Annotated in this window: 10 protein-coding genes; all 10 read right to left on the reverse strand. The window is 49.0% G+C overall.

Going from position 1 to position 11766, the window contains the following annotated elements; all coding sequences use genetic code 11:
- Positions 1 to 313 precede the first annotated feature (313 nt).
- The 10 genes from RM811_RS14870 to serC all read right to left on the reverse strand — a co-directional run bounded on the left by RM811_RS14870 (position 314) and on the right by serC (position 11742).
- Entirely contained in the window at positions 314 to 826 is a 513-nt protein-coding gene (locus tag RM811_RS14870; RefSeq protein ID WP_402525737.1) for a hypothetical protein, read from the reverse strand.
- A 144-nt stretch (positions 827 to 970) separates the two neighbouring features.
- Positions 971 to 2143 carry a lipopolysaccharide assembly protein LapB gene (lapB, locus tag RM811_RS14875; RefSeq protein WP_402525739.1) on the reverse strand — a complete coding sequence of 391 codons (1173 nt, stop codon included), beginning with the start codon at positions 2141 to 2143 and terminating at the stop codon, positions 971 to 973.
- A complete protein-coding gene (locus tag RM811_RS14880) occupies positions 2136 to 2495 on the reverse strand; it encodes a hypothetical protein (protein ID WP_402525742.1) in 360 nt (119 codons plus the stop codon). Before RM811_RS14880 ends, lapB begins: the two co-directional genes overlap by 8 nt.
- A gap of 15 nt (positions 2496 to 2510) precedes the next feature.
- Positions 2511 to 2810, reverse strand: a complete 300-nt coding sequence (ihfB, locus tag RM811_RS14885) for an integration host factor subunit beta (RefSeq protein WP_402525744.1) — start codon at positions 2808 to 2810, stop codon at positions 2511 to 2513.
- 359 nt (positions 2811 to 3169) lie between these two features.
- Positions 3170 to 4849, reverse strand: a complete 1680-nt coding sequence (gene rpsA / locus RM811_RS14890) for a 30S ribosomal protein S1 (RefSeq protein WP_402525747.1) — start codon at positions 4847 to 4849, stop codon at positions 3170 to 3172.
- Positions 4850 to 5125: 276 nt separating this feature from the next.
- The gene (gene cmk / locus RM811_RS14895; RefSeq protein ID WP_402525749.1) at positions 5126 to 5827 is read right to left on the reverse strand and encodes a (d)CMP kinase; all 702 of its coding nucleotides are present in this window, start codon (positions 5825 to 5827) and stop codon (positions 5126 to 5128) included.
- Positions 5818 to 8187, reverse strand: a complete 2370-nt coding sequence (locus RM811_RS14900; RefSeq protein ID WP_402525752.1) for a bifunctional prephenate dehydrogenase/3-phosphoshikimate 1-carboxyvinyltransferase — start codon at positions 8185 to 8187, stop codon at positions 5818 to 5820. Before RM811_RS14900 ends, cmk begins: the two co-directional genes overlap by 10 nt.
- Before the next feature lie 90 nt (positions 8188 to 8277).
- Positions 8278 to 9384, reverse strand: a complete 1107-nt coding sequence (hisC, locus tag RM811_RS14905; protein ID WP_402525754.1) for a histidinol-phosphate transaminase — start codon at positions 9382 to 9384, stop codon at positions 8278 to 8280.
- A gap of 154 nt (positions 9385 to 9538) precedes the next feature.
- Complete coding sequence (gene pheA / locus RM811_RS14910; RefSeq protein ID WP_402525756.1) at positions 9539 to 10624, reverse strand: prephenate dehydratase; 1086 nt, start codon at positions 10622 to 10624, stop codon at positions 9539 to 9541.
- Positions 10624 to 11742, reverse strand: coding sequence for a 3-phosphoserine/phosphohydroxythreonine transaminase (gene serC / locus RM811_RS14915; RefSeq protein ID WP_402525759.1), 1119 nt, complete (start codon positions 11740 to 11742; stop codon positions 10624 to 10626). Before serC ends, pheA begins: the two co-directional genes overlap by 1 nt.
- Positions 11743 to 11766: the final 24 nt, after the last annotated feature.

Below are 11766 nucleotides of genomic sequence, written 5' to 3' on the forward strand. Positions count from 1 at the left end.
ATACTACAGCCAACATTAATTAAGCACATGCCTTCAATTCAATTCCATAAATAGGTACACCTTGATGATCAGGAAGAAAATACATCAACATTGCAGATACAATTAAAGAAAATTAATAATGTAGCAGTTATAAAAAGGCCTGATATATCTTATTCACATAAAATAGAACCAATTCAATAAGAAAGAAATACCGAATGCTGGAGTAATACAATAAGTGCAACAGGAGCCTACCTTCTTTGAACCCAGCATTCACAAAAATCTGCTGATAATACAGTGACTGGTACAAATAGGATGATTACTGGACATTCTGCTGCTAAGAACGATGGATCTGTGGTTGCTGAGTAATTACAATATTTGCAGCTTGTTGCTCAGTCGAAAATATTGTAGTCCGTTGATCAGTTGAGCAAGAAAAACAAGATATAAAAAAATCAAAATCCTCACCTACTTTTTTTGCAGTATCACCACATGAGTTTTTTTTGAAAGAGCAATATATCTCTTCAGAACCATCTACAGCTTCGCGACAACCAACAGCCGTTTTATCACAAAAAACATGAGTCAAATAACTGGTCAAACAACAACAAGCCGCGCAGTAATACCATTTACTACTTTCAGATAATCCAACAAGAGGAGTAACGGTCATTTTCTCAACCGTATTTACGCCAAAGACAGTCATCCCACAAAATAATGAAGAACAGGAAAACTCTCTATAAGTTTGCTCATATTTTTGAGTAATCGTACCTCCCTTTCTCTTGATTGTTTCCTGGCGCCCGGAATCGGATCGCGGACAATAAAAACTATTGGTAATTGAACTAAAACAGTTTGGCATTCCTGATTTCTCAAATTAGCATGTAAGAATTAGACATACCGATATATCTGAAAACCTTTTTAAATAAATAAAAATCCTTCATTGAAAAGACTGAAACCTAAAATTAAAGTTCAAAATAAAAGCATCTACGTCATATATTGTAAATTACTCCCCCTCGAAACCCTGAATAGGCTTGACCGCCCCCCAGTGGTTACAACGAGGACATTGCCAGTGCATTTCCTTACCAGAAAATCCACAGCGACCACAGGCAAACACCGACTTAAGCTCGAGCATTCGATCCGTCAGACGATGAATTAACCCTAATATATTATCCGGAGGATCGCCCTGAAAGTGGCGGCGAAGATCAATCAGTTCATGCAACCCTCTGAGCGTTGGATGACGATCAAGCTGCGCTGAAAGAAAGTTAACTGCCTGAGATTCGCCTGACTCTCTGGTCAAAAGACGGGTCATAGCGATGGTGACTGCTGTTCCAGGGCGTTCATTCAAACAGCGCCCAAGATATGCACCAAAGCCCCGCAGGCTCCCGGTCTGCTCAAATGCCTTTTCCAGCAACGGAAGAGAGAGTGGCATAAAACTGATATCCTGAACGGAAATCCTCTGCAGGACTTTAATCGCCTCTTTATAGCCTCCCTCATCAAACTCCATCTGCCCTAGTAAAAGGCTGGCTCTGACACTCTGCCGGTCACGGGAAAAGGCCTGACGAATCAGCCGATGAGCAGCCACACGATCATTGTGCTTAAGGGCAATCTCACATTGCTCACAATAATAATGAGCAAGAAGGACCGCAAAATGCTCTCCACGGGTACGGCGAAGCCTTTCTGCAACCTCCGTCGCCTTATCCCACTCCCGCTCCTGCTCGTAGACTCTCAATAACTGCTGTAGGGCCTGGTCTCGGAGGTCATGATTCTGGCGACTGAGGTCAATAAGGATAGCTTCCGCACGATCCAGCAGACCGGCAGAAAAGTAGTTTTGAGCCAGCGCAAGCTGAACCTGGAAGGACTGAACCGATGTCAGACTGGGTCGGGCAAGGAGATCCTGATGCACACGAATGGACTTTTCCACCTCTCCACGCTTACTGAACAAACTGCCCAGCGCCAGATAGGTATCCACTGTGTCATTATTGATATCCAGCGCCTTGATGAAGACATCAATAGCTTCATCAGTTTGCTCATTAATCAGGTAGTTCAGGCCCACAAAATAATCTTTCGAGAGCTGACCATCCCCTCCGGATTTTCTTCTTTTCTGATCACGCCACCCGAGAAAATAACCAATGACGATTGCTGCCAGAATAAGACCCAGTAACGCAATATCAGGCATCCGTTAACCCTTTCAGGGCGCTGGATCTCAATTTTTGAATTTCAGCATCACGGCGACCCAGTTTTCTTTGCAAACTGGCATTAGCAAGACGCAGCCGAATCACCAGCATCAGAGAAACCAGAAGACCTGAAAAGCCACCCAATACAAAGGGAACCATAACAAGCGTCGAACTAGTCACCGGAGGAATACTCAAACCACCCATTCCAAGGCTGATCTGTTCTGTATTCGACAGGGTAAAGTTGACAAAAAACACCAGCAGAACAACAAAGAGCGCCAAAACCAGCAGACGCTTTATCCATACGACTATCGTCGTAAAACCACCTTTGACAAGAGCCAACTGATAATCCGCCATAAAGTTATTTCACGATCAATCCGCTTCTGCCTGCAAGCCACGATTCACCCTGTCCCGAAGCTCTTTGCCCGGTTTGAAGTGGGGAACATATTTACCATCAAGGCATACAGATTCACCGGTTTTCGGGTTTCGCCCAATTCTTGGGGCACGATAGTGAAGGGAGAAACTACCAAACCCCCTGATCTCCACGCGCTCGCCACTGGCCAGCGAATGAGACATTTGTTCAATGATAGCTTTTACAGCCAACTCAATATCCTTGATAGAGAGCTGCGGTTGCAACTGGGCAATCCGCTCAATCAGTTCAGACCGGGTCATCGTCGTTTTCCTTTCCCTGCCATTCCCGGAATGTCTCAAGGCTCTGTAGACCTTGCCAGACACCACTCTTATTCGCACATCACCTTTAAAAATCCAGGCTGTTTCTACACTAGCTAACCCACACCGAGAAATCAAGCAACCCTTTGATTAGACGCTAAAAACCTTTAGGGAAGCGGCAAACCTGAATATACCTTTTTTTGCCACGGAGACAAGCTGATATCTTTCAAAATGCAGCTTCCATCAGATCAAAAAAAACCGCGAGGCGTAAAACGCTCGCGGTTTTTTCTACTTCTGGAAACTACTGTTGAAACAGCTATCGAAACAAGAGTACTTCAAGAAGCAATCAGGAGTCCGATGGATTACTTACCTTCCATCTGAGCCTTGATCAGATCACCAATGGTGGTCGGACCAGCGACGTCATCTTCCTGCTTGGTGCGCAGCTCTTTCATAGCTACTTTTTCTTCAGCCTGGTCTTTCGCTTTGATAGACAGACTGATGTTACGGTTCTTGCGATCGATGCTGATGATACGACCTTCGACTTCCTGACCTTCTTTCAGAACGTTGGTTGCGTCTTCAACGCGATCAACACTGATTTCAGAAGCTTTCAGAGTCGCCAGAACTTCTTCTGCCAGTTCCACAACAGCCGCTTTAGCCGTTACTTCCTTGACAATACCCTTAACGATAGTGCCTTTTTCATTCAGGCTGGCATAAATGCTGAATGGATCTTCAGACAACTGCTTGATGCCCAGAGAGATACGCTCACGCTCAGCATCAATTGCCAGGATAACGGCTTCAACTTCGTCGCCCTTCTTGTACTGACGAACAGCATCTTCGCCAGTTTCGTTCCAGGAGATGTCAGACAGATGAACCAGACCGTCAATACCACCGTCCAGACCGATAAAGATACCGAAGTCAGTGATAGACTTGATCTTACCAGCCAGCTTATCGCCCTTGTTGAAGGTACCTGAGAAGTCTTCCCACGGGTTGATCTTGCACTGCTTGATACCCAGAGAAATACGACGACGCTCTTCATCGATGTCCAGAACCTGAACTTCAACCTCATCACCCAGGTTAACAACCTTGGATGGGTGAATGTTCTTGTTGGTCCAATCCATTTCAGACACGTGTACCAGACCTTCAACACCTTCTTCCAGCTCAACGAAGCAGCCGTAGTCAGTCAGGTTGGTTACGCGGCCAGAAGCACGGGCACCTTCAGGGAAGCGCTTGGTGATAGCAACCCATGGATCTTCACCCAGTTGCTTCAGACCCAGAGATACGCGGTTGCGATCACGGTCGAACTTCAGAACCTTAACGTTGATTTCGTCACCAACATTAACGATTTCGCTAGGATGCTTGATGCGCTTCCAGGCCATGTCAGTGATGTGCAGCAGGCCGTCTACGCCGCCCAGATCAACGAAGGCGCCATAATCAGTCAGGTTCTTAACGATACCCTTAACTTCCAGACCTTCCTGCAGAGAGCCCAGCAGCTGCTCACGTTCAGCACTGTTTTCAGCTTCCAGAACGCTGCGACGGGAAACAACAACGTTGTTACGCTTCTGATCAAGCTTGATAACTTTGAATTCAAGCTCTTTGCCTTCCAGGTGCGCAGTGTCGCGAACCGGACGGACATCAACCAGAGAGCCTGGCAGGAATGCACGGATAGTCGCCACGTCAACAGTGAAGCCACCTTTGACCTTGCCACTGATAACACCCTTAACCACGTCTTCCGCTTCGAAGGCTTTTTCAAGTTCCTTCCAGGCTTCCATACGCTTGGCTTTTTCACGGGACAGACGAGTCTCACCGAAACCGTCTTCAACCGCATCCAAAGCCACTTGAACTTCATCACCAATGGCAATAGTCAGTTCGCCGTTCTCATCCTGGAACTGAATCTTGGGAATAACGCCTTCAGACTTCAGACCAGCATGGACAGTTACCCAATCGTTATCGATATCAACCACAACACCACTGACAATGGCGCCTGGCTTCATTTCGATGTTTTTCAGGCTTTCTTCAAATAGTTCGGCAAAGCTCTCGCTCATGTTTTTTCCTGTGACAACGTACGCAACTGAAAAGCTTCTGCTCTGTCAGCCGGTTAACAACAACCGGATAGCGCATCGCTGCTTGTCATCCACACCGCCAGCCAGTATGGGTTACTTTAAACAGGTTCGAATCTGCAATGCTGGCTTTACGCCAGAAACGAACCTCCAGAAAATAAGGATACAGTATTATCTGTACCCCCTTCGAAGAGCGATGAAACACCGCTCAAATGTGTAGCTTTTTCATGACAGAGCATGCAAACAATGGCAGCAAAAGTGCTATACCAGCCCTTTCAAGCGCATTTGTTCGAGTACTTCGTTGAATACTTCATGAATACTCATACGGGTACTGTCAAGAATGATGGCGTCATCGGCCGGTTTGAGCGGCGCTACAGCCCGCTGGCTGTCTCGCTCGTCTCTGGCCTTAATATCTGCCAAAAGGCGATCAAAACTAGCACCAATCCCTTTTTGATGCAACTGCTCATAACGCCTTTTCGCACGCTCTTCCGAACTGGCTGTCAGAAAGACCTTGAGCGCAGCATCTGGAAAAACAACGGTTCCCATATCCCGACCGTCAGCAACCAGACCCGGTTGCTCTGCAAAATCCCTCTGCCTCTGTAACAGGGCATTTCTCACACCCGGCAGAGCGGCAACCCTGGACGCCATAGCCCCAACATCCTCCGTGCGGAGACTGGGACCCACCTGCTCCCCTTCAAGAATAATGGTCAATCCCTCGCCACTTTCCAGGGGAAGGAACTGCACATCGAGATGGCCTGCCAGCACTTCCAGAGAGGATTCATCGGTAAAATCCACCCCGTGATTCAACGCCGCCAGGGCAGTTAAACGATATAACGCACCACTGTCCAAAAGTCCCCAGCCTAATTCTCTGGCCAACAGGGCCGCAACGGTTCCCTTGCCAGAGCCACTGGGTCCATCAATGGTGACCACAGTCACTGGTGTTTGAGACTCACTCACTCGCATTTACCTTTAACCACAATACGCATACCGGCTCGAGTTGCCAGACCTGCAAAATCCGGGAATGAAGTCGCCACATTGGCACAGTCCAAAATGCGAATATCATCCTTTGCCCGCAGTGCAGCCACTGCAAATGCCATGGCAATACGATGATCGCCATGGCTGTCAATGGTTCCACCCTTGAATACAGGCTTTGTGGCAACACCGGAACCGTTGATCATCATACCATCAGGCAGTGGTTGTGCATCAATACCCAATGAAATCAGACCATCCGCCATCGCCTGAATTCGATCACTCTCTTTAACCCGAAGCTCACGGGCACCGGTCAGCAACGTTCGCCCCTGTGCGCAGGCTGCTGCAACAAAAAGTACCGGAAACTCATCAATAGCAATAGGAACCAGGCGTTCAGGAATATCAATCCCCTTCAGCTGTGCTGAGCGAACAACAATATCCGCAACCGGTTCACCACCAACCAGGGACTCATTCTCAAGAGTAATATCTGCGCCCATCAACTGAAGAATTTCCACAACACCTGAGCGGGTCGGGTTCATGCCGACATGAGAGAGACGGACTTCTGAGCCTTCAGCAATGGAAGCGGCAACCATAAAGAATGCGGCAGATGATACATCGGCAGGCACATCAATGCGGGTTGCTTCCAGTTTTCCACCGCCTTCTACGGCCACCCTGCAGCCATTATCACCAGTCACAGCAACAGGATACCCAAAACCACTAAGCATCCGGTTGGTGTGATCACGAACAATACCCGGCGCTACTGTAACCGTTTCCCCTTCAGCATACATACCGGCCAGCAAAAGACAGGACTGAACCTGGGCAGAAGCCATGGGAAGCTGATATTCAATACCTTTCAGATGAGACCCACCCTTGATTTTCAGTGGTGGGCGACCACCGTCTAAAGTCTCAATCCTGGCACCCATCTGAGCCAGAGGGTCAACCACACGATTCATGGGTCGACCCGACAGAGAGTGATCGCCGGTCAGGGTGACATCAAAAGACTGGGCGGACATAAGGCCCGCCATCAGGCGCATGGCAGTTCCCGCGTTACCCAGATACAGCGGACCTTCCGGCTGTTTGAGGCCATGCATGCCAACACCCTGTATGGTGACCCGACCCTGATACGGTCCATCAATCTGTACCCCCATATCACGAAAGGCTTTCAATGTGGCCAGGGCATCCTCACCTTCAAGAAACCCTTCAATAACCGTTTCACCTTCTGCCAGGGCTCCCAGCATGATGGATCTGTGTGATATGGATTTATCACCCGGCACTCGAAATTCACCGGAAATTGATCCACCAGGGCTGGCAATAAACATCTGCGTACTTTCTTTCATACTTTCCATTACTTCTTCTTTTGTCTCTTTTTCTTCGAACTGTCCAGGGCACGAACACAGTACAGAGCCAGATAAACCCTCACGACTCACCAACGATTCAGGCAGTGCTTTCACCCTCTGTTTTCTACTCTCCAGAAGAGAGGAAAAATGCTGCCGTGCCGAACGAGCCCGACCAAAAATACCCAACAGCGACTGGCTGTCTTTTTCAATAATGGCTTTGCGGAGCACTTCAAGACCGTCTGTAAACTCATCAAGTGCTGCCAGTACTGCCTGACTATTACCCAGCGCAACATCATGCCACATAACAGGATCGCTACCGGCAATACGGGTAAAATCACGAAACCCTCCGGCTGCAAACCGGAAAATATCATGATTGTCCGGATTCCCAGCCAGCGTATCCACCAGTGAAAATGCCAGAACATGAGGAAGATGACTGGTTTTTGCCAGCACTTCGTCGTGATGATAGAGATCCATATTGGTCACCACCGCCCCGCAGGCCTCCCACAGCATTTTTACTTTCTCAATAGCCGGGAGCCGGGTATTTTCCAGCGGAGTCAGAATAACATCGTGAGCTTCAAACAGGTCTGCTTTTGCAGCGGCCACTCCGCTTTCTTCAGAACCAGCAATGGGATGCCCTGGCACAAGATAATCCGGAACCTCACCAAATACCTCAAGCGCCGCATCCAGTAGAGTCCTCTTGCTGGAACCGGCATCGGTAATCACCTTACTATTAAGAGAGCCATCCAGAGAGCACTCTGCCAGCTGCTCAAGTACGGGCCTCATCGCCAGCATGGGGACAGCAAGCATAATAACATCAGCTACTGCAACACCTTCTGCAAGATTCTGGCAGCCATGATCGATAATCCCAAGAGCCTCAGCCTCCTCCAGCGAACCCCTGTCCTGATCATAACCATACACCTGCCGGCAAACTCCGGCAGACTTCACCGCCGCCGCGAAAGATCCCCCAATCAGGCCAAGCCCGACCACCAGCAGTGTATCAACGGTTTGCACAAACATACTCCTTCAAAGAACACTGCCCGCTCCCCGCCGCCCGAAAAAGCCGGCCCGCTTGTGCTTTTGCGGGAAGCGGGAAGCGGGAAGCGGTCTTTATGCCAAAACCCGGGCAAGCGCTTCCAGGCAACGACGATTTTCTTCCGGGAGACCAATAGAAATACGAAGATGCTCTGGCATTCCGTAATTGCCCACAGGACGAACAATCACACCTTCTGCCAACAACCCTTCATAAACTGGCATGGCATCACGCTTCATATCAACGGTAATAAAATTACCCGAAGAAGAAATCCAGCTCAAACCAAGATCAGCAAACCCCTGCTCCAGAAATTCCATTCCCTGCTGATTAATCTCAATGGACTTCTGCATATAGGCATCATCCTGCAGAGCGGCAACCGCACCGAACTGAGCCAGAAGGTTAAGGTTAAATGGCTGCCTCAAACGATTAAGCACATCAGCTATTTCAGGATTGGATATTGAGTACCCAACACGCGCGCCAGCAAGACCATAGGCCTTGGAAAACGTACGTGTGACGACTAAATTTCGGTAACGATCGAGCAAGTTAATGCCATTGGGCAGATCACCACCAATCCCGTATTCAAAATAGGCTTCGTCCAGAACAACAATGACCCGCTCTGGAACCTTATCAAGAAATTCAAGCAACTGCTGCTCACTGAAGCTGGTACCTGTTGGGTTATTAGGGTTTGCCAAAAACACAATTCGAGTGTTCTCTTTAATGGCGGCGGCCATGGCCTCAAGATCATGCCCGTAATTGAGCGCCGGAACGACAATACCTTCTGCCCCCACCGCTTTCACAGCCAGAGGGTAAACGACAAAAGCGTACTGAGAATAGATAGCAGAACCGTCTGAATCCAGAAAAGATTCCGCCAGCAGCACCAATACATCATTAGAGCCATTACCCAGGGTCAGCTGCTCAGGCGCCACATTCAACTTCTCCGCCAGAGCCTGTTTCAACAGATAACTGCTGCCATCCGGATAACGGGCAAGCTCTGCCAGAGAGTCCGTCATGGCTTTTACCGCAGAAGGGGGTGGTCCCAACGGGTTTTCATTACTGGCCAGCTTGACAATATCTTCCACCGGTAGCCCTTGCTCCCGGGCAAGTTCCTCAATAGGTTTGCCTGGCTGATAGGGGCTCATACTCCTTACACCGGGTACTGCCAGTTCCAGAAAATCACAAGACATTTTTTGCTCCGCAAAAATTTAGGAAGGCCCTCGCAATAAGACGCTGCACTAATGACTATTGCAAACAACTTCCGAGGTTAAGGGTGCAAGCCCAAGATATTAGACACCGCATTTTTATAGTTGGCTTCAGATTCTGCTGACATAAGGTGTACTGTTAAAGCACACCTTTGGGGTAGGAACCAAGGATACGAAGATCGTTCGCCCGCTCACCCAGCTTTTCAAGCACTTTGCGTACCACAGGGTCTTCCTGATGCCCTTCGAAGTCCACAAAGAACACATAGTTCCAGATGCCTGACCGGGAAGGACGGGTCTCTACCCGGGTCAGGTCGATGTCATGAACATGAAAAGGCTCAAGAATGGCATGCAGCGCACCGGGCTGGTTACGCATGCTGATAACAATCGACGTCTTATCATTACCACTGGGTGGCACAGGTTGATTACCAATAATCAAAAAGCGAGTGGAGTTATCGGGCTGATCTTCAATTTTTTCGGCAATTTTTTCCAGACCATACATTTCCGCCGCCATATCACCAGCAATGGCTGCCGAGTTCCATTCACCCTTGATACGTTTGGCCGCTTCAGCATTAGAGCTAACCGCAACACGCTCAGCCATTGGCCAGTGAGAATCCAGCCATTTACGACACTGGGCGAACGACTGGGCATGCGAATAAATACGGGTAATATGGTCGCGCCGGGTATTTTCTGAAACCATCATATTTTGATGGATGCGCAGCACCACTTCACCACAGATTTTCAGTGATGCATCCATAAAGCTGTCCAGCGTATGACTGACGACACCTTCAGTAGAGTTTTCTACCGGCACAACGCCATAATTGACGGCACCTGCCGCCACTTCACGGAACACCTCATCAATAGCCGCCATGGGTACGCAGACCGCGGAATGACCAAAATGCTTCAATGAAGCCTGCTGGGTAAACGTACCCTCCGGCCCCAGAAAGGCAACCTTGACCGGATCCTCAAGGGCAAGACAGGCCGACATAATCTCGCGAAACAATCGGGCCATCTCTTCATCATTCAGAGGGCCCTCGTTGTTCTTCATGATTTTACGAAGAACCTGAGCCTCACGCTCCGGACGATAAAAAACAGCAGAGGGGTCAGCTTCGGTTTTCACACGAGCCACTTCCTGGGCACACCGCGCGCGCTCACTGATCAGGTCAATAATCTTCTGATCAAGAGAATCAATCTGAACTCGCAACTGCCCCAACGTCTCTTCTGTCATTATCCGTACCGCCGTTCAAATTCTTTCATGAAATCAATAAGAGCATCCACATGCTGCTCAGGCACTGCATTATAGATACTGGCTCGCATACCGCCTACTGCCTTGTGGCCCTTAAGATAGCGGAAACCTTCCCGCTCAGACTCGGTCAGAAACTTTTCATCCAGTTCAGACTTAACAAGCGTGAAAGGCACATTCATGCGGGAACGCCACTGAAGGTCAACCGGGTTCTGATAGAAACCGGACTGATCAATTTTCCCGTAGAGTTTGGATGCCTTACGCTCATTTATTTCATTAATAGCTTCAAGTCCACCCTGCTTCTTCAGCCACTTAAAGACCAGGCCAGCCAGATACCAGGCAAAGGTCGGTGGCGTGTTATACATGGAGTCTTTGTCAGCCTGAACCTTGTAATCCAGAATCGCCGGGCACATGAAAGAACCCTGATTCAGAAGGTTATCCCGGACAATAACCACTGTTAATCCTGCCGGACCAATATTCTTCTGGGCCCCGGCATAGATAACCCCAAACTTGCTGACATCAATGGGTCTGGAAAGAATATTGGACGACATATCCGCAACCAGGGGTACGGCTCCGGAGTCAGGAATAAATGAGAATTCCAGGCCGCCAATGGTTTCATTAGGGGTGTAGTGCAAATAGGCCGCATCCGTACTCAGCCGCCACTGGTCCTGCGAGGGCATGGTACTAAACCCACCGGACTTACCATCTGCAGCAATATTCACATCCAGATAGCGCTGAGCTTCCTTGATGGCTGACTGAGCCCAGTGACCACTATTAATGTAATCAGCGGACTGCCGGTCACCTTTCAGGTTCATTGGTACTGCGGCAAACTGCCCCCGGGCCCCTCCCTGAAGAAATAACACCTTATAATTGTCAGGAACCTTCAACAGATCCCGCAAATCCTGCTCCGCCTCCATGGCCGTAGCCAGGAACTCCTTACCCCGATGACTCACTTCCATAACAGAAGCACCCACATCCTTCCAGCTCAGAAGCTCATCACGAGCCTGCTCAAGAACTTCGCGAGGCATCGGTGCCGGACCCGCAGAAAAGTTGTAAACGCGATTTTCCAGCTGTGCCAGAACATCATGTACAGAATGCTTCACAATGACTCCCTCTCAAGAAAAGGC

The organism is Endozoicomonas sp. (assembly GCF_031844845.1).
Classification (GTDB): domain Bacteria; phylum Pseudomonadota; class Gammaproteobacteria; order Pseudomonadales; family Endozoicomonadaceae; genus Endozoicomonas.

Excerpts from the sequence above, each read along its gene's own strand:
- RM811_RS14870 (WP_402525737.1), bottom strand. The coding sequence starts at position 826 with ATGCCAAACTGTTTTAGTTCAATTACCAATAGTTTTTATTGTCCGCGA.
- ihfB (WP_402525744.1), bottom strand. The coding sequence starts at position 2,810 with ATGACCCGGTCTGAACTGATTGAGCGGATTGCCCAGTTGCAACCGCAG.
- RM811_RS14900 (WP_402525752.1), bottom strand. The coding sequence starts at position 8,187 with ATGTTTGTGCAAACCGTTGATACACTGCTGGTGGTCGGGCTTGGCCTG.
- cmk (WP_402525749.1), bottom strand. The coding sequence starts at position 5,827 with ATGCGAGTGAGTGAGTCTCAAACACCAGTGACTGTGGTCACCATTGAT.
- RM811_RS14880 (WP_402525742.1), bottom strand. The coding sequence starts at position 2,495 with ATGGCGGATTATCAGTTGGCTCTTGTCAAAGGTGGTTTTACGACGATA.
- rpsA (WP_402525747.1), bottom strand. The coding sequence starts at position 4,849 with ATGAGCGAGAGCTTTGCCGAACTATTTGAAGAAAGCCTGAAAAACATC.
- lapB (WP_402525739.1), bottom strand. The coding sequence starts at position 2,143 with ATGCCTGATATTGCGTTACTGGGTCTTATTCTGGCAGCAATCGTCATT.
- pheA (WP_402525756.1), bottom strand. The coding sequence starts at position 10,624 with ATGACAGAAGAGACGTTGGGGCAGTTGCGAGTTCAGATTGATTCTCTT.
- hisC (WP_402525754.1), bottom strand. The coding sequence starts at position 9,384 with ATGTCTTGTGATTTTCTGGAACTGGCAGTACCCGGTGTAAGGAGTATG.